Here is a 24470-nt window from a genome sequence, read left to right as displayed (position 1 = left end):
CCTAGTTGTTCCTGAACTATCTCAGCCGCTCGGGTTGCTATCGCTGCTCCTTGATAGGCACCTCAGGCATCGGCATGCTGCCGATCACAACACTTCCGCCTGGTGGGACAGGCAGCAGCCTCGGCCCGCCGCCGTCTCGCCAGCCGGCGGAAGCCGTGGGCCTGCTTGCCACCTCCCGGCCTTCGGCGTCTCGCGTTACCAGGTGCAAGTCGAGGCCTTCTAGTTCGGGAGCAACTTGGAAGATCAGATGACCGTCATAGGTGCCATTGCAGACGATGGTCGGGCGCCGGACGAGGCAAATCGCACCTCGACCCACAACAAACATCAAGTCACCATCTCGAGCTTCGGCTCGCATAACGGCCAAGTCGAGGTCTTCTGTGACGCGGCTATTGGTGAACGCATTGCGGTGTCGGCAGTAGACGTCGTGGTACCAGCGGATGACGTCTTGTTGAGGGCGTCCAATACCAGCGAGGTCCCCGCCGTAGGCCGGAATGCCAGCCGCCATCATCTTGATGACGGAAACTGCGACGTCGGTAGTCGTATCGCTCCGGGCGATCATGTGGTAACGGTTGAGCGCGTAAGGGGTATAGCTCTGCACGTGCAAAGACCGCAGCAAGCTTTCCCGCGTGCCAAACAAGACGCCGTCGGCCTGAACACATGTTGCGTACCGTGCCAGGAACGCCGTGCCGCAACTCTGTTCTAGCTCAACAATGTAATTCGGCCGACGACGCCGAATGCGCCGACCGGCCGCGGCAAGGACCTGGCCGAAGCCAGCTAGGTTGGAGTCGATATCGTGCAGGTGGTGTGGGCTGGCACAGCGAATCTTCGGTATCCGGCTGAAGAGGTCGTATTTGGCACCGGCGAAACCCCATTCACGCTCCAGTCGGTCGCAGATATCGATCATGACTTCGCGCGCCTGAGCATTCATGAAGCAGAGGGAAAAGAAATGCGCATCTCCGAGAGTTGGCAGACCCGTATGATCGGCAATCAAGAACTGTCGTAGGGCTGAGAATGATTGTGCGGCAGGACCCACGGCATGCGGCACACACCAAATTATGGCTCGGCCCCCGAGCGCGTTGACCTGCGACACCAAGCGACGCATATCTGGATACTTGGTTCGATCAGGATCCCAGTCACCGATGTTGACGGGCATGTCGCTTGGCGAATCGAGGCCGGGCCCATACCAACCGTCATCGATGACGAAGTTGCGCACGCCCATATCGACGCCGATCTGCGCATTCGAGAGAACTATCGCCTCATCGACCTGACTCGTGGCAGAACCGGACCAGCTGGACCAGAACGGCTCGAGGGACGCTGCAACCGACGGAACAGGCAGGTCGTATACGGCGTGGACGTGCTGGGTGAACTCGCGCACCACCGTCAGCCACGGCTGGGGCGGGCGACCCGCAGGGAGGTGCACATACACGTGATCGATGTGTGCACCCCCGTCATCGCGTAGCGGGTAGGCGTCGGAACCAATTCGAATCGCCACCTCAACGAAGCCGGTATGTTCGACCCGGACGCGGTCGAATTTCGGTTCAATCAGACGAAAGTCGGTCTCAATTAGGTCTCCGACGATGCCGAGAGCCAGCTCGACGCCACCGCCTCGGCCAGTGAACAGGTACAGCGGCATTCGAACATCGCCGATCCTTGATACCGCGCCATTCTGCCACGCCACCGGAGCGGTCAGATTCTCCTCATTGAAGAGCCGCAGACGGCCACCCGGGCCGATCACCCTATCGAGATTCTTCAGTGGACCGCGAATACGGTATTCGATCCAGGTCAGCACGTCACCAACGGGCGGTGTCAATGACACTCCGTAAGGAGCATCGGGGTCGACCATCATTCGAATGCCACCAGAAACCTGGCCGTATTGCTTGCCGAGCAGGATTGGCCCGAACCGATGCTGCGCACCGGAAAGCAGCCGGGCAGTGATGCCTAGCTGCACTAGACATGGCTCTTGCTCCTCCACTCGTTCGCGCGTGCGGTCCGCGGGCACTCGTTGTTTGATATCGCGCAAAGCCTCTCCTCTCACTCTGGAGCGGGCCCGCCGAGTCAACCCTCGCGCGCCAGGACGTGGCTGCTAGGCGAAGCATTGACATACTCAAAGGATCGTCGATGACCACGAAACAGGTTTCACTTGACCGGCGACACTGGTCAATACCTGGAGCTCAAGTTTTCATTTTCCGAACGGAAACTGAATCGCGTCGACACACACATAGCAACATGGTCCCGGCAAATTGCGCGTTCCTCGCGGCACAACAGTTTGCCGCTGCCGCCTATCAGGAGGCGCTCCCCTGGAACTCCGCTGCGGCGCCGACGCACGGCCGCGCAGGTCGGCGACGCGACTTCCAATGCGGTCGAACGGCTCGGCATGGTCAAGCGGCGTCCAACAACGGCTGTGGAGCAATCGGCATCCACGCCAGCGCCTTCAGTGCATCCTGCCATGGGTGAACTGTGCAGTCACCCGGTCACGCTTCCGTATCGCGGGCGGTGCGAACGCCTGCGATACGGTGCGCGGGCCGGCCCGGGTCGGTCACCTGGAGGTCGCCGAGGGCGAACCAGCTTCCGTGGAGAAGCAAGATCGCCGTGGTCGACTGCCGCGTCGTAGGGGACGTAGGTTCGGACAAGTGATTGCCGTGCGGCACAACCAGGCCACGCACCGCGGCGACTGGCTCGCGATCGCCTTGCAGCGCGATCAGGCCGAGGAAGGCGTGGCGGGCGTGGCTGATGTTCAGATCGTGCAGGCTCGGCCCCGGCATCGGTTGTCGCAGGTATTCGAGAGTGGTGAATCGGCGTGCTAGTCACTAGTTGGAGCTGCCGAGGGCGGGTACGAGTTTCTCGGTAAGGAAGTTTCGACGGGTCGGGGTGCGTGGCCGGTGAGGAGGTGGACTCCGTGGGTGGGGGCTGGTGCCGCCGGTGTCTTGGTAGATGCGGAACATCTCGGTGTAGCCGTCGGCGAACGGGGCGAGGACGCCGGCGCCGAGCGCACCGCCGCCGCGGCGAACAGGCCCTGGACGACGTCGTGGCCACCTCGTATCTGCTCGGGTCTCCACCCGGGGGGTGGAAAAGCTGGTCGAGCAGCTGGGCATCACGCAGCTGCCCAAGTCGCAGGTCTCGTAGATGGCCCACCACCTCGACGCGCAGGTCGAGGCGTTCGCAACCGGCCCTTGGAAGCCGGGCCGTACACGTTCGTCTGGGTCGACGCGCTGGTCATCGACGTCCGCGAGACCGGCCGCACCATCAACGTCCACGCGCTGATCGCGGTCGGCGTGAACCCCGACGGCGGCTGCGAAGTCCTCAGCCTCGAAATCTCCATTGTGCATAGTACGTACTTAGAACAAGGGCGGAAGTCTCAGATGCTCACTCACCGGGATCCTGCTTGTATTTCCGACGATAGAAAGACTCTTGCGCCGCGGCTGCTTCGAGCTGATCTAAGTGCGCGCGCATTGCGATCGCGATGGTGTTCTGGTGGCCCTGTTCATCCAGTTGTTCGATAAGATCTCTTTGCACCGAGATATACGAGTCACAGGCTTGCAGAAGTTCGCTGGCAGGTTGGTTCCCCATGACGACGTTTCCTTCCGTCACCGATCGAACAGACCTACGGCGGGTTAGATCAGGATGTGCCCCACTGGCGAACTAGGTGGCATTGCTCCGCCTACGAACGGTGGTGAGCTCTGCCCGATCAACCTTAGTTCGACGCATCAATCGACTCAACCGCTAAGCTTGCTTACAACCGCTCCGTACCTCGCTACCATTGAGCCCTGCCCGGTTTTCGGCGGACCTCCTTGAGCCGGACGCGGTTGATGAGGCCTCAGGCTGGCCGTGATCGCCGGGAGGTTCGTCGCAAATGACCTGGTCTCTATCCTCGAGCACCTCGAACAAGCTCGGGTCCGGGTGACGTGGTGATCGCCGATCAAACGACTAGGAGCAACCCGGCACCGGCGGCTGCGAGCGGTTCGGCCGATGAGCAGACCCGACCCCGCCGCCATCCTCGGACCAGCTCCAGCGGCTGCTGCGCCGATGCCGCCGCCCTATCTCGAGACGATCAGCGGCAAGACCGTCGGGCGGATCCCGCATGAGCTCAGCAGTATCGCCCCTGGCAGATTGCGAAGACCTGAAGGCCGGCCATGACCCGGATTGCACCTACACAAGGCGAGCGGTGCTCGACCTCTTTGGCCATCCACCGGCTGGCGGCCGGGGCCTTCGCGTCGACGAGTTCGGGCCGCTGAACCGGCAGCTCCGCCCGGGCACCGTCTGCAATCCTCAAGATCAGCCGATCCGGCTACGGGCGACCGACCATGCTGATCTCGGCGTTCGGCACGCAATCGCCTGCCTGCGCCTGGCCCACCAGGACGGTTTCGCTACCGGATCCTAAGACCGGAAACGCTCGGGCGTACTCCTCGCCTTCATCAAGAGCCCGCGCCGCCACTGGCGCGGCCAGAGGCTGTATCTGATTCTGGACAACTTCGCCTCGCACATGCACCCCACCGTCCCGCGCCGGTACCCGGCCAAGGACGTTGAGCTGGCGTGGGTAGTACATCCGCTGGCGCAATGAGCGCGCTCGCCCGAAAACGAATACGCCGACACCCGGATAGCCCGTTGAAGCCCCACGACGAAGCAGTCGGAGACGGGATACGAGCATTGCCGTTGCCGAAAGCTGCGACCTACGCCGAGCCTAGGCACGTCCACTCGCAGCGGTCGCCCGGCAGCTGTTTGAGATCGGCCACAAGCTCGCGCGCGGCTACCCGCCCGAGTTGACCTTGGCCGCTTATGCACGCGGGACGCCTGCGGCGACTGCCGACTTTTGCTTGACGACATCTCGGGCCACGAACACGCGAACGTTGACGGCTGGTCCACCACCGTCGAGAACAGCGCTACCCCGATCCGCCGGAGGAGAAGTTGTCCGCCATCCTGCGGCGCCACCGCTGCACCGACCCGCCGTGCTGCGACTGGTAGAAGCGGCTGCCGCTATTGAGCCTGCCGCCATCCCTGCAGCTAAGGCGCCAGTACACACCCCGCCCGGCATGGCCAGCTTTCGTCGGCGCCGGCCAGATGCGCTCGCAGTAGCCATCCGGCAACGACTTGCGCCGCTTCGGGAGGCAGCGAATGGACGATCCGCTGCCGGACGGCGTCCTCCCAGCCGCTCATCGTCACACCGACCAGGAGTAACGCCTCAACAAGCACGACCTCACCGGCGACACTCAAATCTCGCTCCGCCGCCGGGATCGCCTGGATGATTGCCGTGAGCTGGGCCCGAGCCTGATCGGCCGATTGATACGGGCCAAGATCACGACGTCCCGCCGGTTCCTCGCCGCCATCAGCAGTTGCCATGACGACCAGCCTAAGACTTGAGTGAGTACTCAGTCGGGTGAAGTACGTTTGATCTCGGCGGGGTGAGACGAAGAAGCAGGGAGTACCGGGAGAGGCACGCGCTGCCGCGCGTTCCAGCAACGCATCTAACGGCTTCGATTACGGGCTCAACTACACCGATAGAACAGGCCTCGATACTGCACTTTGCACAATATATTCGCTAGCCGCTTCGTTTCAGTAATCAGCACGGTCGGTGACTTGCTTGACATAGTGCAGGAGCCGAAGGCGTACTGTCGCCATGGCGACGATGGCCTGCATGAGGTCATCGGTTGCTCGCCGGTCGGTGTGCGGATCGGCGGCAGCTAGGGTAAGAAGCCGCTCGACGACGTGCCCTGCCCCGACTGCGCTAGCCAGCAGAGCATTGGACGATGTCCTGCTGGCCGAACGGCCCGACTGCCGATAGTGCATCCTCGGGTGCCACGACAAACTCCTTCTGCAGCCTCGACGTCAATCGAACACTGGTAACGGCGGACGGCGACAGTCAGCCAATCAAAACCGGTGTCAGTGGCGGAATCTTCTGACCAAGGCGCGCAATTCGGTTGACATGCGTGCTAGTTCGGCGGTGGCCTGCTGAGTCTGGTGGACGCCGTCGCTGGTGATCCGGGCCGCATCCGCGACACCAATAATGTTCTGCGAAATCTGGCTAGCGCCGCCGGCGGCCTCGGCGACGCTGCGGTTCATCTCGGCCGTAGTTGCGGTCTGCTCCTCCACAGCGGAAGCGATGGTGGTCTGGAAGTCACTGATCCGGGCGATCACCTCCGAGATTTGCTCGATCGCTTTGACCGCGCCAGTGGTGTCGGCCTGAATTGCCTGGACCCGCCGGGAGATGTCTTCGGTGGCCCTGGCGGTCTCCTGCGCGAGGTCCTTGACCTCGGAGGCTACAACTGCGAAGCCCTTACCTGCCTCACCGGCCCGGGCGGCCTCGATGGTGGCGTTCAACGCCAAAAGGTTTGTCTGCTCAGCGATCGCGGTGATCGTCTTGATGACGTTACCGATCTCGCCGGAGGAATCACCGAGCTGGTTCATCGTGGCCGAGGTCGCCGCGGTGACGGTGACCGCTTCGGCGGCCACCCGGGCCGCTTCGGACGCGTTCACGCTAATCTCCCGGATCGCCGCTCCCATCTGCTCGCTGCCGGCTGACACTGTCTCGACGCTGCGGGATACTTCATCGGCCGCCGCCGACACCGCCTGCGCCCGCACAGCTGCCTGCTGCGCCGACGCGGCGATCAGATGAGCGGTGCCCGACATCTGCTCTGAAGCGCCGGCCAAGGACGCCGCCGACCCATCGATCGTGGACACCGTCGCGCGCAGCTGCTGCAGTGCAGCATCCAACGCCCGGCCCATCTGACCCGGCTCGTCACGGCTCAACAGGCCGCTCGTGCGGGTCAGGTCACCCGCAGCCAGACCCTCACACACCTGCTTGACCTTGGTCAAGGACCGCACGATCCGGCGGGCCACCCACACCCCGAGCCCGACCGCCAGCGAACTACCCCCCGTCAGCAGCAGGAGCATCGTGGTGCGACTGGAGTCGAAGCGCGACTGGGCCGACGCGGCGTTGCCGGCAGCGTCGGCCTCCTCCGCGGCAGCCAACCCATCAAGGTCGCGGCTGACCTGCGCCATCAATGGCGCGATCTCGGTGTCGCGGGTCTTCTCCCACGCGGCGTAGTCGTTACGCTCGCCGGCGGGCAGCTGCTTTCCTTTGGCGATTTGTACATACTTCTGCCAGGCAGTGTCGAAGTCCGCGATCGCCGCCGGATCACCGGCCGGGTGACCGTCACGGTAGGCGTCGAGTGCTCTCTGGACAGCTGCCAGGTCGTCCAGGAAGGCCTGCTGGTACTTCTTGCCGATCACCTCGTCCGTTCCGACCAGCTGGTTAGCCAAATCTACGCGGGCTCGGTTCGTCGACGAGCGTAGATCACTCAACGCTTCCACGCTGGCCACATTGCTGCCATAGATCAGCTGAGCCGACCGGTTAGCGCCAGCCAAACTAGTCAAGCCGATCACCCCCACCACCACACCGACCGTTACCGCCAGCCCCGTGGCCGCCAAAATCTTGGTATTCACGCTCCAGTTGGAGAACGTCAAACGCCCACGCGTCGTCACCGGCTCAACTGCCAAGCCCATAAGTTCCTCTTCCTAAAGAGTGGACGTTGCGTACCCAGATGGCACGCGTTTCCTTCGCATCGTGGAGGTCGGAAAATTGCGTCTGACGTCTGACGTCTGACGTCTGACGCGAACTCACATAGCGGCGCGTTACTCCTATCGGCCCACCGCCCGGTGCGATGAGCTGGAACATCAACAAAGAATCAGGGTAAGTGCGCCGTGACCGAAGTACGGGCAGGTCCCGCCGGATTCGTCGATCGGTCATTTATCCGAAGCCGAAGCAACTGAGCTGGCACTGCCTCTGCCCGCGTCGTGGTCGCCGTGCTGACTGAGCTCGCCAGTGGTGTCGTGATTCGTGATCGCCGATGCCCACCGGGTGACGTGGCCATCACGTGCAGAGCGACGTCAAGTTCATCGAACCTCTCGGCGCCGCGGCCAGCAGTCGGCGCGGCGGTCGCAACACGTTCTACCAGTTCACCGCGATCGAAGACTGCACCCGCCTGCGGATACTTCGCATATGTCCCCAGCTCTACCAGGCCACTGCCGATCCAGTTCGTGGACTACGTTTTGCAGCGGCTGCTGCAGGTGTCGACGATCCAGACGGACTTTCAAAGTGGGTGACGCCTCAATGGTTCTCGATTCGTCCGGCCGGTGATGTGAGGATCTTGGGGTCCGGCACCCGCCCGTCGTCGCTGCATGACCGATTGAAGCGCTGCGCGACTTCTTGCCTGTTGAACACGTTGACGGGCGGGGCCACTGCCGGAGATCGGCCGCACTGTTAGGAACCCGGCGACCACCCGGCTGATGCGGCGTGGTGGATGCCTGTTAGCGAATGTCTGGTGCCGGCTGTTCTCGGTCGACGGGTGGCTGCTCGGATACTGAGCCAACTGTCGAGGTGGAGGAGCACTAGATGTCAGTGCATTTGGGAATCGATATCGCGTGCCGAGCCGCTCATCAGGCCAGCCTGGCTGATGAGCAGGGCCACTTTGTCTGGTCTGGACACCGGTTCCGGACCACGCCGCTGGATCTTGAACGGCTATAGACGATGTTGCCCGACGGCACCGACCCGGCCGACGTGATGGTGGTAATGGAACCGACCCGCAACGCGTGGGTGCCGCTGCTGCGTACTTCTGCCGCCGCGGCGCTGGGCGTGTCAGATGGTTTGTGTACGTGATCAACTTCTGAGTTGAGGAGTACACACGTGACCATGACTGATGATCCACGATCGTCCGGGCCGTCCGGCGACGAGTTGTCGCCGGCGCGGCAGACGGTCAATGACATGATCTCGGCCGGGTTGCTGGAGGAGTTGATGGGCCGGGTCGACGCCGAGGGCCTCGCGTTGACCGGCGACGGCGGCGTGCTTGCCGAGCTGGTCAAAGCCGTCCTGGAGCGGGGTCTGGCAGCCGAGCTGACCGGGCATCTGGGCTATGAGAAAGGCGATCCGGCCGGGCGAGGCAGCCCGAACTCGCGCAACGGGCACAGCGCGAAAACCGTCGCGACCGAGGTCGGTGACGTGGCTCTGGCGGTGCCACGGGACCGGGCCGGCTCGTTCGAGCCGCGGCTGGTTGCGAAGGGCGCTCGCCGCACCGGCGGCCTGGACGAGATGATCATCTCGTTGTATGCGGGTGGGATGACCGTCCGCGACATCGGCCATCACCTGCAGCGCACGCTCGGCACGGAGTTGTCGCACGACACCATCTCGAAGATCACCGATGCGGTGCTGGATGAGGTCAAGGCCTGGCAGTCACGGCCGCTGGAAGAGATCTACCCGATCATCTACCTGGACGCGCTGGTGGTGAAGGTCCGCGACGGGCACACGGTGAAGAACCGGGCCGCGCACATCGCCGTCGGTGTCGATCTCGACGGCGTGAAGCACGTGCTGGGGATCTGGGTCCAGGCCACCGAAGGCGCGAAGTTCTGGGCCGGGGTCTGCGCCGAGCTACGCAACCGCGGAATCCGCGACACGCTGATCGTCTGCTGTGACGGGCTGACCGGCTTCCCCGAGGCCCTCGAGGCGACCTGGCCGCAATCAACGGTGCAGACCTGCACCGTGCACCTGATCCGGGCCGCGATGCGGTTCGTGTCGTACCAGGACCGCAAGAAGGTCGCCGCCGCGTTGAAACCGATCTACACCGCGCCCACGGTCGAGGTCGCCGAGACCGAACTGCTCGCGTTCACCGAGTCAGCGTTGGGCCGCAAGTATCCGGCCGCGGTCGCGACCTGGAGCAACGCGTGGGAACGGTTCATCCCGTTCCTCGCGTTCCCGCCCGAGCTCCGCAAAATCATCTACACCACCAACGCGATCGAGTCGTTGAACTACCAGCTGCGCAAGGTCATCAAGAACCGCGGGCACTTCCCGTCGGATGACGCCGCGATCAAACTGCTCTGGCTGGCCATCCGCGACATCGAGGACAAACGCGCCCGCGCCCGGGCGAAGGAGAAAGGCCTGCCTCCCAACGAACGTCGCGCCCCGGCCCGCCTGGTCGAAGGCGCTGTCGTCCAAGGCTGGCGACAAGCTCTCGGCGCCCTCGCCCTGCACTACCCGGACCGCATCGGGCCTTACATCAACTGACCCACATTTAAGATCATTTACACAAAAATCTTGACAGGCTCGCGGCGCTCAGATTGTGCTGATGCCACCAGAACGTTCGTCGGACCTGCGCAAATACTACGCCAAACACGCCAAGTCCGACCGGCTCGACTCGAGACTGCTGGCCCGGCTGCCCATGTTGCACCCCGACGGGCTGCACCCCGAGACCGGCTTGGGGCCGGGCGACGCGATGAAGCGGGCCGCGAAGCTCCACTGCACGCTGACACATCGCCGCACGCAGTGCCTGGCCCGGCTGGACACCCTGCTAGAGATCCTCGGCCTGCCTGGCACCGCGTGATCGGCGCCGAACTGGGCACCTGCACGGTGCTCAAGTTCCTCGCCACCGGCTACGCCGACCCGCACACGGTGAAGCGTCTCGGCCGCACCCGGCTCGCCCGGTTCTGCTACCGGCACTCCCGCGGCGCCTGGGCCGAACCGATGGCCGAGGCGATCCTGAGCGCCGCCCCTGAAACGCTCGAGCTATGAGCCAGCGGCGAGCTCGACTACGCTGACCTGGCCGAGGACGTCGCGATCGAAGCCCGGCTCTGCCTGCAACTCACAGAGGAGATCAAAGAACTCGACGAACGCACCGCACTGCTACTTCGCCAAGCCGACCCGCACGAGATCCTCACTTCAGTGCCCGACGTCGCGCAGATCACCGCGGCGGCCATCTTGGGCCGGCTCGGCGACCCGAAGAGGTTCAACTCGCTGGCCGGCGCCCGCTCGTTCACCGGCCTGGACGCCTCCGGGCTGTCCAGCCGGCACGGCGGACCCACCAAACGCAGCGACGCGGTTCTGCGGCAGGCGCTGTTCATGGCTGCCGGCCAAGCCCGCCGGATCGACCCCGTCCTAGCCGCCAAGTATCACCGGCTCATGGTCACCGCCGGCAAACACCACACGTCGGCGCTCTGCATATCGCCACCGCGCTGCTCAACCGGATAATCGCCTGCTGGCGGACCCGCCAGCCCTACACGCTGCGCGACGGCGACGGCACCTCCGTCACCCGAGAACAAGCCCGCGCGATCATCGCCGAGCGCTACACCATCACCAAGCAACTCCGCGCGCAACACCGCACCACCAGCTCGGGAACGGGCCGGCGAAACAAGAGGTCGCAGAGCGCCCCATCAACCGGCCCGTCCACCACCCACGCTACGACAGAATCCGCTGCCTGAACGCCCTTGACATCGCTTAGGAACTCAACGACGCCGAGTCCCAGAGTGTCTTCCACTGACACGTTGTCAAGGGGTCTGTCAAACGAACGGCACCTCTCTTTGTCAAGGTGTGGGACTATCTCGCTAACGGTGTTTCCGGCGTCTTCGGTTAGTAGGTTTCGGCAGCCGGGAAGCGGTCGCCGAAGGTGATGGAGAAGGCGTTGAGGGCGGGTTTCCAGCGCATTGCCCATCGTGCCCGGCCCCGGCCGGTTGGGTCCAGTGATCGGGTGACTAGGTAGAGGCACTTCAGGGCGGCTTGTTCGGAGGGGAAGTGGCCGCGGGCCTTGATCGCCCGCCGGTAGCGGGCGTTCAAGCTCTCGATCGCGTTGGTCGAGCAGAGCACCCGGCGGATCTCCAGGTCGTAGTCCAAAAACGGGATGAACTCGTCCCAGGCGTTGTCCCAGAGCCTGACGACCGCTGGATAACGCTGCCCCCAAGCCTCGGCGAGTTGCTCGAACGCCGCACGGGCCGCGGCGGCGTTCACCGCGGTGTAGATCGGTTGGACATCGCGCTGCAGTGCCGGCCAGTCCCGTCTCGAGGCCAGCCGGAACGTGTTGCGGATCAGGTGGATGATGCAGGTCTGCACGATCGTCTGCGGCCACACGTTCGCCACGACCTCGGGCAGGCCTTTGAGCCCGTCGCAGACCACGAAGAACACGTCTTTGACGCCCCGGTTACGCAGGTCGGTCAGCACACTCATCCAGAACTTGGCGCCCTTGACTGCGCTAACTGAAGTTCCCTAGTCCTGCTAGATCGAATTCCCCGCCCTGGGCGCTCCGTGCCACCCCGCTCTCTGGTCCGATCCCGGTGTTGATCACCGTGGATGGGGCGGAGGCGCGGGTGCTGTCTTTGGAGGCCGATGTGGAGGCGCACGCGTTGCGCGCTCAGGGGTGGACGATCTCAGCGATCGCCCGGCATCTGGGCGTGGACCGGAAGACCGTCTCGGCGTATTTGTCCGGGCAGCGCACCCCTGGTGTTCGCGTCCGGACGACGCCGGTGATCATCGACGCGTTCCTGGACTATTGCCGGTTGCGGCTGGCCGATGATCCGCATCTGTGGGCGTCGACGCTGTTCGACGAGCTGCAGCAGCTCGGCTTCTCTGGCTCGTATCCGAGCCTGACGGCAGCGATCCGTGAGCACAACTTACGGCCACACTGCGAACCGTGCCAGGCCACCCGGGGACGCGACGTCGCGATCATTGACCACCCGCCGGGCGAGGAGACCCAGTTCGACTGGGTCGAGCTGCCGGACCCGCCGCCGGCTTGGGGTCTGGGGAAGCAGGCGCACCTGCTGGTCGGGGCGTTGGCGCATTCCAGCCGCTGGCGTGGGGTGCTGGCCGCCTCGGAGGACCAGCCGCATCTTGTCGAGGCGTTGGACGCTGTGATCCGCCGTCTGGGCGGCGTGACCCGCCGGTGGCGCTTCGACCGGATGGCCACTGTCTGCTACCCGGCGTCGGGGCGGTTGACCGCCTCGTTCGCCGGGGTCGCGAAGTACTACGCGGTCGGCGTCGACATCTGCCCACCTCGGCGCGGCAACCGCAAAGGCGTGGTGGAGAAGGCCAACCACGCCGCTGCGCAACGCTGGTGGCGCACCCTGCCCGACGACGTCACGCTCGAGGCCGCCCAGCAGGGACTCGATGCGCTCTGTGTCCGGCTCGACGCCCGCCCGCGCAAGCGCGACGGTCAGCGCACCACCGTCGCGGAGCTCGCCGAAGCCGAACCGCTGCGGCCTTGTCCACCGGCGCCCTTTCCGGCCGAGCTGCAGGCCACCCACACGGTCTCGGCGCAGGGGCTGGTGCCGTTCCGCGGCAACTTCTACTCGGTGCCGCCCGGCATGACCGGCGCGAAGATCACCATCCGGCACCGCCTCGGCGCCGACACCCTGCGCCTGGCCACCGCCTCCGGCGCGGTCATCGCCCAGCACCGCCGCGCCGCAGACGGCGCCGGCCGCACCGTCCGCGACGACGGCCACGTCATCGCGCTGGAGAAGAAGGTCCTCGAGCAGTTCAGCACCGCCGGCCGCTGCCAACACAAGACCCGCCGGCCGCCATCAGCGGCGGCGGTCGCCGAGGCCGCCCGGCTGCGCGGCATGCCGGTCACCGACCCCGCCGCCCGGGTCGTGATCGACCTGTCCACCTACGCCGCAGCCGCAGCGCGGCTCAATACCCCGCCGCCCACCCCGGACGGTGACAACCCCAAGGAGAACACCCCGTGACCCAGCCCGCCATGAGCGAGGCACGCCGCTATCAGCAGCTGCGTGCTCAACTGGCCTATCTCAAACTCAACGAAGCCGCCGACGCGCTGCCGCGCATCCTGGACGCGGCCCGCACCGAACGGCTGTCGCTGACCGCCGCCCTGGAACGCCTGCTGGAGATTGAGGTCGAGTCCACCGAGGCCCGCAAGCTGGCCTCCCGGCTGCGGTTCTCCTGCCTGCCCGAGCCCTGGTCGATCAGCGACTTCGACTTCTCCGCCCAGCCCGGCGTCGACGAGAAACTCATCCGCGACCTGGCCACCCTGCGCTTCCTCGACGACGCCTCCAACGTCCTGTTCGTCGGGCCGCCCGGCGTCGGCAAGACCATGCTGTCGGTCGGCCTGGCCCGCTCCGCCGTCGAAGCCGGCCACCGCGTCTACTTCACCACCGCCGCGGACCTGGCCGCCCGCTGCCACAAGGCCGCCCTGGAAGGCCGCTGGGCCACCTGCATGCGATTCTTCGCCGGACCACGGCTGCTCGTGATCGACGAACTGGGCTACCTACCGCTGCCCGGCGACGGCGCATCCGCGCTATTTCAGGTCATCAACCAGCGCTACCTCAAATCCTCCACGATCCTGAGCACCAACGTCGGCATCGCCGACTGGGCCGGAGCGTTCGGAGACGCCACTGTCGCCGCGGCCATGCTCGATCGTCTTCTGCACCGCGCCACCGTCGTCGGCATCGACGGCCCTTCCTACCGGCTGCGCGCTCACCAAAACCACGCCGACAAGCTCCGTCAGGCGGTGAACAGCCGTGCCAGCTGACACCGCCAGGACCTGCCCGATCTGCTGGAACAGCTTCACCGTCGACCCAAGCAACCGGCGCAGGCACACCTACTGCTCCGGCCGCTGCCGGGCCGAAGCCGGCCGCCGCCGCGCCCGCGAAAACACCACCACCGAGAACGCATCCGGCGACACGCCCAAGCCCTACCAGCCCGAGCCCGCAGCCCTGCGCGACTGCCCGCACTGCGGCCAGCCCGTCACCATCGTCGCCCTGCTGACCACTCCGCAAGTCGCCCAGCAAACCCCGATCGCACCCAACGTGGTCTCGCTTCGAGCGGTCCGCGAGAACTAAGATCCCAACGCACCCAGGTGGGGAATTTCGACTAGCACCTCTGGGGACTTCCGGCTAGCGCCATCACCCTCACCGCCGGCGCCGGCCCACAGCCCGAGGACGTCTTTCTCGCCATCGAGGGTGACCCCGATCGCGGCATAGACCGGCCGGTTCGCGACCTGGCCGTCACGGACCTTGACCACGATGGCGTCGATGAACACGGCCGCGTAGACCGCATCCAGGGGCCGCACGGACCAGTCGTTCATCTCCTCGATCACCTTGTCGGTGATCCGTGAGACCGTCTCCTTCGACACCGAGGCGCCATAGATCTCAGCGAAATGCGCCGAGATCTCGCCCGTGCTCAGGCCTTTCGCATACAGCGACAGGACTATCTCGTCGACGCGAGTCAGCCGGCGCTGGCGTTTCTTGACGATCTGCGGCTCGAACGAGCCAGCCCGGTCCCGGGGCACGTCGATCCGCACGTGACCAGTGACGTCGGTCAGCACCGTCTTCGACCGGCTGCCGTTGCGCACGTTGCCCGATCCGGCACCCACCGGATCGTTCTTGGCATAGCCGAGGTGCTCGGTCATCTCCTCGTTCAACGCGGTCTCCAGGACCGCCTTGGTCAGCTGTTTGAGCAGCCCGTCCGGCCCGGTCAGCGACAGGCCCTGCTCCTTCGCCAGCCGCACCAGCTCCGCTGCGGCAGCAGCCTCCGCCGACGGCTCCGGCTTCTTCTTGCGAGGGGTCACATCATCCAGTGTCTCGGTCATCACGAGGCCTCTCTCGCCGGGCTACGCCCGGTGGGTCAGACCGGAAACACCGATAGATCCACAGTCCCCAAGGTGTCGGCAACAGAGAGGTCTCCGTGTCCTTGAGCATGCTCCGGAAGATGACGTCGGCGAGCCGTCGTTTCAGGCAGCGCATGGCTTCCTTGTGGGTTTTCCCGGCGGCTCGTTTGCGCTGGCAGTAGTCCCTGCCTGTGGTGGGTCGCTGGGTCTTACTCATGGCCATGACGTGCTGGGCGTAGTTGAGCTGGCGGTCGCCGGCTCGCGAGAGGCGATGCCGTTGGACGTCTTCCGAAGGACACCTCAATCGGTGCAACGCCGCAGAACGAGGCGAACGCTGACTCAGATCGGAACCGGCTGACCGAGCCGGTTCGGGCGAGAATCTTCGCGGCCATGACGTCGGCGACGCCGTGCAGCTGGGTCAGCGTGGTGCCGCTGGCTGTGGCGGTGGCGCTGAACGTGGCGGTAGCTTCGGTGATGCGCCGGTCGAGCCGGCGCAGGTCGGTCAGCAGTTCGACGGCCAGCCGCCGCAGTGTGCGGGCCAGCACCGTGCGGGGCCGGATGGTTCGCATTGCGGCGGCCGCGGCTCCGGCGGTCAGCTTGCGGGGCAGTCCGGAGGAGATGAGTTGAGCCAGCAAGACGTGTAGGCGGTTGACAGTCTGAGTGCGGGTGCGGACCAAGCCGTCGCGGTGCTCCGTCACGGCCCGCGGCGCCGCCAGGGCTTCGTCGATCACGGTCGCGTTCAGCCAGGTGGCGGTTAGCCGGCGATGCCAACCAACAGGGCGTCGGCCTCATTGGTTTTGCGGCCGTGGCCGGTGGACAGCAGCCGGACTCATCGGGCCAGCTTCGCCGGCACGTTGACGGCCTGGACGCCGTCAGCGGCCAGGCGGGTGCTTACCTACGCAATCCCTGTCTCGGGGCCGCTCGGGCCGCCCGTGGCGTTAACTGCCCGCGGGTCTGCCGCCTTCAGCCAGGGAACTCAACGCGCAGAGCGTCACAGCGCCGATTCCAGCACATGAGACTCTCGCCGCCATGATGTCAGTAAGAAGATCAACGGCAGCAAAGCGATTCATCGTCAGCGACACTCGCCGACCCGCTGATCGCCGCCCGCATCCTGGCCCCCCGGTGGCAGGATTACGACGGCGGCAAGGCCGCCGTGCTCGGCCCGTATCCCTTGAGTCCGGTGCGGCATGTCTACGCCGACTAAAGCTTCGTCTTCAGATTCGTCGACTGAGCCCGAAAGCGGCTCAAACCACTTTCGATATCGGGCGCTGGGCCTCCGACCACGGCTTAGCTATCCACGCCGTCTCTGCGTCATCGCAGAGCAAACTTGCTCGCATACCGCACGACGCCGGTCTGGCCGAGACTAGGAAGGCCAACCGGAGGTCTTCGAGGGCACCCTCGTTTAGCCGTCATCAACGGCATGCCCCACCCTTATCGCCCTCGACCACCTCAATCGACAGCAGCTTGGCCGCCCATTCACCCCAAACTGATCAACATCTTCGACAACAAACAAGAGAATCCGGCGCTGCTCGTTCTCTGGCTCAATGCCTCGTCCCGCACTGACCGCCTGGCCGGCAGCGGGGCGCCAGAATCAGCCGACGATGGCTTCGGTCGAGTTGACGTCAAACCGGATAGTCACAGAATGGCCGGGCCGTCCGGCATGCAAATTATCCGAAGAGTGCCCGGGCCTTCCACGCTCCACGCCTCGTAGCCACCGTGGGGCTCTACGCTAAGATGGATTCCTGTGTCGAAGGAAACTTGCAGCGTGCCGGATTTGAATACCTCCGATGAGGTAATTGTGGCACAAAATAATGCCAGGGCAGCACCGACTTCTTGCCGTTCGGGTACAAGACGGACGGTCGACTGTGGAGCGTCGCTTTTCAACATCGCTGTCTGCTCGATATCGATGTATGCTTGATCAACGTCCAGCCGTAATCCCAATTGGTAACTCACCAACAGCTGCGTCACTTGCATGCCCTTGAACGGCAGCAGCCACCGGTCGCCCATATCGATCAAACCAGTCCGGCCCTTCATCGCTGCCACTTCCCGTCAAATGTAAATCGCTCGAGCAAACGTGCCTGCGGAGCACGCTGGTTAATTAGTATAACGCCGGATATCGCAACACAGCTTGCTTCGTTTGCCTCGCCCATTTCGGCGATGCATGTCACCCTGAGCGTTTTGTCTAGATGCTCGGGGATCGATGCCATCACTAGTCGCAGCGCGGTATTACCGTCCGTGCTGGCCGCTCGAAGTTCTCCGGGATCGGGTGACACACCCCAGAATTCGGACCCCCTTCATGCGCTGCACTGCTATCGGGGCGCAACCACTCGCGGCGAGGGCATCTTGTACACAACAGGGAGCACCAGTAGCACCATCGACAATCTCTGCTTCCTCCAGATTCCGCGGTAGTCCATCGTTAGGTCATGTCACCCGCTACTTGGACTGAAAGGAAAACTTGATGGCAAGTCAAACACATGCTGTCATGATTGACGCGGCCGCTCACGCCGCGGGCCGTGTTCGATCTGCGCGTCCATGGCGGTGGCTGTTGACCTGCCTGGCGTTTCCGCCCGCGGGTCTGGCTGCCATTGCGGTCATACAGAAGGTCGACAGCATTCCTGCAGCCCTACTCGGAGGTGGCATCGCCGGCCTGGGCGTCGGCGCAGCGCAGGCATGGGCGCTACGGCCATGGCTGCCTCGTGGTGCGGCACCACTGATAAGTTGGGCGATCTTGACGGCCAGCGCAATCGGTGTGGGCACCTCGATCGGCGCACGGATAGTCAACTTCAGCACGGCAACACCGAAGTTGGCGTTGATGGGCGCGGTAACCGGGGTGACCCTCGGCGCAGTTCAAGCTCTTCTCCTGCACCGTTTCAACGTCCTGACTACGGCCCGTAGTGCCATGTGGGGCGCGTCTACGCCAGCAGCCTGGGCCTTGGGTTGGACAGTGACCGCTTCGGTCGGCGTCGAGGTCGACCGCCAGTTTGCCGTGTTCGGCGCCTCCGGGGCACTCGCCAGCGCTGCACTCGGAACGGCTGTACTGACTGCCATTCTTCCTCGGCGACCGCGCTGAACGCACGAGTCCACCGAGGGCAACGTCCCGTACCATCACTGAAGGAGATCATCATGACTGTATACCGCGAGGCACAGTCAGTGCCCGTTACATTACTGCAGCAGCGCATCGACGCGACCAACCGTAAGGACTGGGCCGCGTGGGAAGCGCTCCACCACGTGGACGCTGTACGGACCGGCCCTGAGCTGACGGAGCCTATGGTCGGGCGGCGTCTACTGCGAGCAGCCATCGAAGCCCTTGCCGAAGCCTTTCCCGACTATCACCTTTCGCTGGTCGATGTGCTGACCGACGGTGATCGCATCGCTGCGCGGATCCATACGACTGGGACGATGACAGGACCTCTGATGCTGAGCTCGGGTCTCTCCGTTCCGGCCAGCGGTCGTACGATAGACCAGGAATGGATGGCGCAGATGACCGTGGCCAACGGCCTGATTGCCGAGTTCCGAGAGTATTACGACCAGCTGCAGCTACTCGAGCAGCTCGGACTTCTGCATATTTTCGCCACTTTGCCCAGCGACTTGTCGCGGATCTGATCCCGTAGGAGCCTGCCATGGATCTTGAGAGCCGGCAGCTTCGCTATTTTGTGCAGCTGGCTCTTGATCGCAACTACACCAGGGCGGCTCGCAATCTGCATGTTGCGCAACAGACGCTTAGCGAGTCGATCAGTCAGCTGGAGCGTCATCTCGGTCTGAAACTTTTCGATCGCTCCCCACAGCAGGTTCGCATCACGCAGGCGGGACTGGTGCTTCTGGAACACGCCCAAGACTTGATTGCTCGGTCCGAGATGGCGATCAGCGCCACTCGGGCCGCAGCACGTCGAGACGCGCAAACCATCTCGGCCGGATCACCCGACTGGCCGCTCGGAATCTCGCTTTTCCGAACTGCCGCCGCACTTTACCGGGCCAACCGTGGCACCAACCAGCTCGTGATCGACCCAATTTCGTGGACCCAGCATGTCACCGCCATCGCCAACCACCGCCTGGACGTAGGGGTGACCTACGTAGCTGATGCCGAAGATCTACCACAGGGCCTCACCGCAACATTGCTGCAGTCTGAGGATATCGGCTGGGTGCTGGTAACCGATGACCATCCGCTCGGACCCGACGGCACTGCGGCGGTTAGTGAACTGGCCAAATTCTCGATCTTGTTCATCCAGCGGCATCACCAGCCTCACTTGCACGACCGACTCTTGAAGATCCTGCGAAGCGAAGGCGTCAATCCCGAGCTCGAACCTCGCAACGACGGCCCGCTTTCAGCGGCCCTGACCCATGCCCGTGTCAGCCACGCCGCCGTGTGGGTGTCGGCGTCGATGGCGACGGAGTGTCCGCCCGGGCTACGATCCGTCCGCATTCCCGAGCTCGCACGGGAGCTCCACCTGGCGGCTGTAAGCCGAGCCGGCGACCCGAACCCCGAAGTAGCTCACTTTGTTCGAGCACTCGTCGACGCAGCTCGGCGTAACGCGACGCAAGTCTCCGACGCCTAGGCCGTGTTTCGTACGCGTCGATGTTGCGGCGTGGCGGTGATCGGTAAATGGAGAGGTCTCCGTTATTTGGTTCAAGCGACCAAGCCAGAACTTCATACCGGAGACCTCGTGCCGAGCGTAGCGGCAGCGAGGCGGCATGACCTGCCTGACCTGCAATGGGCGGCGCTGGAAGCAGCGCTGCCTATGGGAACGGGTCGTGACCGTCCGCGCAGATGGACCATGAGAGTGATCATCGACGTGATCCGGTGGCGGGTCCGGACCGGGTCACCGTGGCGGGAGGTGCCCGAGGCGTACCCGCCGTGGCAGACCTTGTATCGATGGTTCCGAGGCTGGCAGCGTGAGGGTGTCTGGGCACAGATCCTCGCCGCATTGCATGCCCGGGCGGACGCCGCCGGGTTGATCGGCTGGACCGTGAGCGTGGACTCGACCATCAGCCGTGCCCATCAGCACGCGGCCGGCGCCCGCCGTGACGGCCAAGCGCAGAAAGAACCACCCGGTGGCGTGCAGACCGAGGCGGCGGATCACGACCTCGGCCGGTCACGAGGCGGCTGGACCACGAAGACTCATCTGGCCTGCGAGCAAGGCCGCAAACCGATGGCCTCGGTGGTCACCGCCGGGCAACGTGGTGACAGCCCGCAGTTCCTTGCGGTGCTGGCAAAGGTCCGTGTCGCCCGAGCCGGCGGGGGCCGGCCGCGGACCCGCCCGGACACGGTGCTGGCCGACAAGGCGTACACGTCCAAGGCCAACCGTGCCCACCTGCGGTCGCGGAGCATCCGGGCGTGTATCCCGAGCAAGACCGACCAGGACGCCTACCGCAAGGCCAAGGGGTCAAAAGGCGGGCGCCCACCCGCCTTCGACCCCCAGGCCTAACGCTTACGTCACGACGTGGAGTGCGGCATCAACCAGCTCAAACAACACCGAGCGATGGCCGCCAGATACGAGAAACTCGCCGTCCGCTACGAAGCAACGCTCACCATCGCCGCGATCAACCAACGGCTCCGGGCACTACGAAATACGGCCTAGGTGTGTGGTCAGCTGAGCACCGAGACAGGCGCCTCGACACCCAACTAGCCTCGCCGCCTTCAGTAAGGGTGGCGGCTCGCGGGGCTGGTGAACGCGAAAGTTCCTCCTGATCTGGGATGATCTGGCTTGTCTAGAGTCAAGATCGTCCCGCGCGGAAAGCACTTTCAGAGTGCATGGTACTCGAACGCGTCCGAAGGTCGTCGTGGCTGGTGGCGCTCGCGGCGTGGTCAGTAATGCCGGCGCCCGGTTACTGACCGATCTGGCCGACAAGACCGGGTTGAACAGCGGTTTGTTTCAAGCGCTCGGGATGGACCGGGTTCGCCGGCCGGCGCATGAGCCGAGCCGGGTCGCCGTTGATCTGGCGGTGTGTTGCTGGCCGACGACGGCGAAGCCACCGCTGATCTGGCGGTACTGCGGCAAAGCGGGCGGGCTCCGTCGCCGTCATTTGCGGGGATCGCGGATGCTTCTGAGGCGGGTCAACCGGCTTTGGCTACGGCCGACGCGGCAGGGGATCCGGTGTGAGCGAGCTGCGTTCGAGCATCGGCTCAGAAGCCTCTCCACGATACGCAGTCGTCCCGGCTCAACTTGTCGTTGTGCGCGTGCTGCTCGTGGTGGATTATACGCCGGTGCGAGCAACAGTGATCACGAGCTTCGGGCCGCCTGATGTCCTCGTTAGCGCGGAGGTCGAGGAACCCACCGCACCGCCGGGACACGAGCTGGTCGACGTTACGCTGGCAGGCGTCAATTATGCAGACATATATCGGCGGCGCGGTGAGTACGAGGTACCCGCACTGCCCGCGGTCCTGGGAGCCGACATCGTGGGCCTGCGTCGTCGCGACGGGCGGCGCGTCGCAGCGCTGTTGCGTTCCGGCGGCGGCTACGCGCAGACTGCCGCCGCGCCATCAAATCATATTGTCGAGGTGCCAGATAATGTGACAGACGAGCAGGCGCTGGCCGTGCTTGAGCAAGGGCTTACAGCGTGGCACAGCCTTCACTCCTTGGGCCGGATCGTCTCGGAGGACGTGGTAGTCATCACCGCAGCCGCCGGAGGTGTCGGCCATCTGGCGGTTCAGTTGGCACGTGACGCCGGTGCGCAGGTCATCGCCTTGGCCTCCACCGCAGATAAGCGTGCCTTCGCGCGCAAAATCGGCGCGGACGCCGTAGCCGATTCTGCGATACCAGACCTCAGTAACGCTGTCCGACAGGCTTTAGGAACCGAGCCAACGCTAATCTTGGACAGCGTCGGCGGCTCCTCCTTCGAGCAGCTTCACGCGGCACTTGCCCCGTTCGGACGCATCGTTGCCTACGGTGGTGCCAGCGACATCAGCAACACCGTAAGTGTCGACGATTTGATGGAGGCCTCAACCGGAGTCCTTGGCTTCTGGCTGCAGCGTGTTCTCGACGATCCTCGCCGTTACCGCGACACCGCCTCGCGCTTGTTTGAGCTTGTTGCCGACGGCCGGCTTCGCCCTCACGTCGGGCGTCACTACCCCTTAGCCGACGCCGCAGCAGCTCACGCTGATCTGGAATGTCGGCGAAGCATCGGTAAACTGCTCCTCGACGTTCCCCAAGCGCTGTAGGTGATTTCGTTGGCGGAATCAGAAGTGCTGCTGCTTTCTGCTACGACAGAAGTAGCCTTGACGGCAATGTTGAAACCCGCTTACCGGTCTGCCGTGTCCGTACCAACAACTACCCGACAGCGTCCCTCACCGATGTCAGCTCTTGACCGAGCCGGCCATCAGGCCGCCGATGAACCAGCGACCGAGCAGCACGTAGACGATCAGCGTGGGCAGCGACGTGATCAGCGCGCCCGCCATCGAGGCCGCGTAGTCCGGCGACTGCGCGCCGGCCAGGGCGTTGAGCGCGATCGTGATCGGCCCATTGCGGGTGTTCGACAGGAAGATCGCGAACAGGTAGTCGTTCCACGCCGACGTGAACTGCCAGATGATCGTGACCACGAAGCCGGGGATCGAGATCGGCAGGATGATCCAGGCGAACGTCCGCAGCAGCCCGGCGCCGTCGACGCGGGCCGCCTCCACGAGTTCCTCGGGGACCGTGGTGGCGTAGTAGTTGCGGAAGATCAGCGTGCAGATCGGGATGCCGTAGATGCAGTGCACGAAGACCAGGGTCGGGATGCCGGGCGGGATGCCGATCGTGGTGACGATCTCCCGCAGCGGGATCATGACCGCCTGGTACGGGATGAACATGCCGAACAGGATCAGCGTGAAGACGACGTCGGCGCCCGGGAAGCGCCAGCGCGACAGCACGAAGCCGTTGGCCGCGCCGATCACCGACGAGATCACCGCGACCGGGACGGCCAGCTGGAACGTGCGGAAGAACGATGGCTTCAGCGACGTCCACGCCTTCGCCCAGGACGAGGTCGTCCAGTGCTCGGGCAGGTTCCACTGGCTGGTGACGCCGATGTCGGAGCCGGACTTGAAGCTGGTCACGATCAGCACGTACAGCGGCATCAGCACCAGGATCAGGAAGAGGATCGCCAGCGCGTACTTGACGATCGCGCCCGGGCCGGACGAGCGGCGCGGCCTGCGCCGGGGCGCCAGCGTCTCGACCGGAGCGGGCGGTGCGGCAACCGTGGTCATGAGTTCTTCTCCGCCCGGTTCGTGTAGATCAGGTAGGGGACGATGACGACGGCGACCAGCAGCAGCAGGACGATCGAGATCGCCGCCGCCTTCGCGTAGTCGCTGGTCAGCAACGTCTGCCAGACGTAGACGGCGGGTACCTCGGTGAGCCACTGCGGGCCGGAGACGCTCATGATCAGGTCGAACATCTTCATCGACATGTGCCCGAGGATGATCAGGGCGGAGAGCGCGACCGGCGTCAGCTGCGGGAAGATCACGTTCCGGTACAGCCGGTAGGTGCTCGCGCCGTCCACGGCCGCGGCCTCGCGGAGCTCCTGCGGTATGCCCCGGAACCCGGCCAGGAACAACGCCATCACGTACCCGGAAAGCTGCCAGATGGCCGGCATCGCCATCGCCGCCATGCCCCAGTTCGGGTTGGTCCACCATTTGTTCTGCAGGAAGTCCAGGTGCAGCGCGGCGAAGAGGGCGTTGATGCCGCCGGCCCCGTCGCCGATCACCGGGTTCATCAGCCAGCGCCACACCACGCCGGAGGCGACGAAGCTGACCGCCATCGGGAAGAGGTAGACCGTACGGAAGAAGCCCTCGGCCCGGATGCCCCGCTCGAGCAGGAACGCCCACAGCAGGCCGAAGAACATGGCGCCGACCAGGAACACCACCGTGAAGATGAGCAGGTTCTTCAGCGAGTGGGTGAACCGGTCCTGGATGTCGTTGGTGAACAGGTTCTTGTAGTTCTCGAGCCCGACGAAGCCCTTCGACTCCAGCGCGGTGTGCTGGTCGGAGACGGAAACCTTCGTGGTCCAGGCGATCAGGCCGTAGACGAAGACGGCCAGCAGAATGAGCGAGGGGGAGAGCAGCAGCAGGCCCGGTCCCCAGTGCCGGAGTCGGCGCATCAGGGCTCCTTACGCGAACGCGCGAACGCACCTCGG

20 protein-coding genes and 5 pseudogenes are annotated in these 24470 nt (G+C 64.6%); 15 read left to right on the top strand and 10 right to left on the bottom strand.

The features are described from left to right. Nucleotides 1-37: 37 nt before the first annotated feature. Entirely contained in the window at nucleotides 38-2020 is a 1983-nt protein-coding gene (locus ACQP2F_RS16255; protein ID WP_433304787.1) for an alpha-galactosidase, read from the bottom strand. Between the two features lie 610 nt (nucleotides 2021-2630). Here ACQP2F_RS16255 and ACQP2F_RS16250 point away from each other — a divergent pair. Continuing rightward, nucleotides 2631-2804, top strand: a complete 174-nt coding sequence (locus ACQP2F_RS16250) for a hypothetical protein (protein WP_433304786.1) — start codon at nucleotides 2631-2633, stop codon at nucleotides 2802-2804. A 188-nt stretch (nucleotides 2805-2992) separates the two neighbouring features. Then, nucleotides 2993-3317, top strand: a pseudogene (locus ACQP2F_RS16245) (transposase); the annotation flags it as partial. A 46-nt stretch (nucleotides 3318-3363) separates the two neighbouring features. Here the strand turns inward: ACQP2F_RS16245 and ACQP2F_RS16240 are convergent. The 3 genes from ACQP2F_RS16240 to ACQP2F_RS16230 form a co-directional block, all read right to left on the bottom strand. Continuing rightward, on the bottom strand, nucleotides 3364-3588 hold the full coding sequence (locus tag ACQP2F_RS16240) for a hypothetical protein (protein WP_433307976.1): 225 nt from the start codon (nucleotides 3586-3588) through the stop codon (nucleotides 3364-3366). A gap of 1410 nt (nucleotides 3589-4998) precedes the next feature. Beyond that, nucleotides 4999-5334: a hypothetical protein gene (locus ACQP2F_RS16235; RefSeq protein WP_433304784.1), complete on the bottom strand. Its 336-nt coding sequence runs from the start codon at nucleotides 5332-5334 to the stop codon at nucleotides 4999-5001. Nucleotides 5335-5874: 540 nt separating this feature from the next. Next, nucleotides 5875-7491 carry a methyl-accepting chemotaxis protein gene (locus ACQP2F_RS16230; protein WP_433304782.1) on the bottom strand — a complete coding sequence of 539 codons (1617 nt, stop codon included), beginning with the start codon at nucleotides 7489-7491 and terminating at the stop codon, nucleotides 5875-5877. A gap of 377 nt (nucleotides 7492-7868) precedes the next feature. On the opposite strand from ACQP2F_RS16230, the gene ACQP2F_RS16225 reads away from it, so the two are divergent. The 5 genes from ACQP2F_RS16225 (at nucleotide 7869) to ACQP2F_RS16205 (ending at nucleotide 11008) form a co-directional block, all read left to right on the top strand. Continuing rightward, nucleotides 7869-8258, top strand: a complete 390-nt coding sequence (locus ACQP2F_RS16225; protein ID WP_433304780.1) for a hypothetical protein — start codon at nucleotides 7869-7871, stop codon at nucleotides 8256-8258. Nucleotides 8259-8755: 497 nt separating this feature from the next. Further along, nucleotides 8756-10048 (top strand): IS256 family transposase, encoded by a 1293-nt coding sequence (locus ACQP2F_RS16220; RefSeq protein ID WP_433307530.1) that lies wholly within the window; start codon nucleotides 8756-8758, stop codon nucleotides 10046-10048. A 61-nt stretch (nucleotides 10049-10109) separates the two neighbouring features. Beyond that, nucleotides 10110-10364 (top strand): hypothetical protein, encoded by a 255-nt coding sequence (locus ACQP2F_RS16215; protein ID WP_433304778.1) that lies wholly within the window; start codon nucleotides 10110-10112, stop codon nucleotides 10362-10364. Next, complete coding sequence (locus ACQP2F_RS16210) at nucleotides 10361-10552, top strand: hypothetical protein (RefSeq protein ID WP_433304776.1); 192 nt, start codon at nucleotides 10361-10363, stop codon at nucleotides 10550-10552. Before ACQP2F_RS16215 ends, ACQP2F_RS16210 begins: the two co-directional genes overlap by 4 nt. Nucleotides 10553-10702: 150 nt before the next feature. Continuing rightward, nucleotides 10703-11008, top strand: coding sequence for an IS110 family transposase (locus ACQP2F_RS16205; RefSeq protein WP_433304774.1), 306 nt, complete (start codon nucleotides 10703-10705; stop codon nucleotides 11006-11008). Nucleotides 11009-11386: 378 nt separating this feature from the next. Here ACQP2F_RS16205 and ACQP2F_RS16200 read toward each other — a convergent pair. Further along, a pseudogene (locus ACQP2F_RS16200) lies at nucleotides 11387-11995 on the bottom strand (IS256 family transposase); the annotation flags it as partial. Between the two features lie 122 nt (nucleotides 11996-12117). Between ACQP2F_RS16200 and ACQP2F_RS16195 the strand changes: the two are divergent. The 3 genes from ACQP2F_RS16195 to ACQP2F_RS16185 are packed head-to-tail and all read left to right on the top strand — an operon-like array spanning nucleotide 12118 to nucleotide 14601. After that, nucleotides 12118-13491: an IS21/IS408/IS1162 family transposase gene (locus tag ACQP2F_RS16195; protein ID WP_433304772.1), complete on the top strand. Its 1374-nt coding sequence runs from the start codon at nucleotides 12118-12120 to the stop codon at nucleotides 13489-13491. Continuing rightward, nucleotides 13488-14291 carry an IS21-like element helper ATPase IstB gene (gene istB, locus ACQP2F_RS16190; protein WP_433304770.1) on the top strand — a complete coding sequence of 268 codons (804 nt, stop codon included), beginning with the start codon at nucleotides 13488-13490 and terminating at the stop codon, nucleotides 14289-14291. Before ACQP2F_RS16195 ends, istB begins: the two co-directional genes overlap by 4 nt. After that, on the top strand, nucleotides 14281-14601 hold the full coding sequence (locus tag ACQP2F_RS16185) for a hypothetical protein (RefSeq protein WP_433304768.1): 321 nt from the start codon (nucleotides 14281-14283) through the stop codon (nucleotides 14599-14601). Before istB ends, ACQP2F_RS16185 begins: the two co-directional genes overlap by 11 nt. A gap of 65 nt (nucleotides 14602-14666) precedes the next feature. Here ACQP2F_RS16185 and ACQP2F_RS16180 read toward each other — a convergent pair. The 3 genes and pseudogenes from ACQP2F_RS16180 to ACQP2F_RS16170 form a co-directional block, all read right to left on the bottom strand. Continuing rightward, nucleotides 14667-15350: pseudogene (locus ACQP2F_RS16180) on the bottom strand (IS256 family transposase); the annotation flags it as partial. Nucleotides 15351-15577: 227 nt separating this feature from the next. After that, on the bottom strand, nucleotides 15578-16099 hold the full coding sequence (locus tag ACQP2F_RS16175) for a transposase (RefSeq protein ID WP_433304766.1): 522 nt from the start codon (nucleotides 16097-16099) through the stop codon (nucleotides 15578-15580). 904 nt (nucleotides 16100-17003) lie between these two features. Next, the gene (locus ACQP2F_RS16170; protein ID WP_433307528.1) at nucleotides 17004-17402 is read right to left on the bottom strand and encodes a DUF6188 family protein; all 399 of its coding nucleotides are present in this window, start codon (nucleotides 17400-17402) and stop codon (nucleotides 17004-17006) included. 1089 nt (nucleotides 17403-18491) lie between these two features. On the opposite strand from ACQP2F_RS16170, the gene ACQP2F_RS16165 reads away from it, so the two are divergent. The 5 genes and pseudogenes from ACQP2F_RS16165 (at nucleotide 18492) to ACQP2F_RS16145 (ending at nucleotide 22524) form a co-directional block, all read left to right on the top strand. Then, nucleotides 18492-18971 (top strand): ester cyclase, encoded by a 480-nt coding sequence (locus tag ACQP2F_RS16165; protein WP_433304764.1) that lies wholly within the window; start codon nucleotides 18492-18494, stop codon nucleotides 18969-18971. A 17-nt stretch (nucleotides 18972-18988) separates the two neighbouring features. Further along, nucleotides 18989-19921: a LysR family transcriptional regulator gene (locus tag ACQP2F_RS16160; protein ID WP_433304762.1), complete on the top strand. Its 933-nt coding sequence runs from the start codon at nucleotides 18989-18991 to the stop codon at nucleotides 19919-19921. 108 nt (nucleotides 19922-20029) lie between these two features. Next, nucleotides 20030-20944, top strand: a pseudogene (locus ACQP2F_RS16155) (IS5 family transposase). 121 nt (nucleotides 20945-21065) lie between these two features. Beyond that, nucleotides 21066-21385 (top strand): annotated as a pseudogene (locus ACQP2F_RS16150) (hypothetical protein); the annotation flags it as partial. Between the two features lie 152 nt (nucleotides 21386-21537). Then, entirely contained in the window at nucleotides 21538-22524 is a 987-nt protein-coding gene (locus tag ACQP2F_RS16145) for a quinone oxidoreductase family protein (protein ID WP_433304760.1), read from the top strand. Between the two features lie 135 nt (nucleotides 22525-22659). Here the strand turns inward: ACQP2F_RS16145 and ACQP2F_RS16140 are convergent, their stop codons facing one another. Both ACQP2F_RS16140 and ACQP2F_RS16135 read right to left on the bottom strand, forming a co-directional pair. Further along, a complete protein-coding gene (locus ACQP2F_RS16140) occupies nucleotides 22660-23544 on the bottom strand; it encodes a carbohydrate ABC transporter permease (RefSeq protein ID WP_433295972.1) in 885 nt (294 codons plus the stop codon). Then, nucleotides 23541-24434: a carbohydrate ABC transporter permease gene (locus tag ACQP2F_RS16135; RefSeq protein ID WP_433295970.1), complete on the bottom strand. Its 894-nt coding sequence runs from the start codon at nucleotides 24432-24434 to the stop codon at nucleotides 23541-23543. Before ACQP2F_RS16135 ends, ACQP2F_RS16140 begins: the two co-directional genes overlap by 4 nt. Between the last annotated feature and the right edge of the window lie 36 nt (nucleotides 24435-24470).

The sequence above is a fragment of the Actinoplanes sp. CA-030573 genome (assembly GCF_050951115.1).
GTDB lineage: Bacteria > Actinomycetota > Actinomycetes > Mycobacteriales > Micromonosporaceae > Actinoplanes.
Note: the sequence above shows the minus strand (reverse complement) of the source record. Positions and strands in the feature narration are given on the sequence as shown.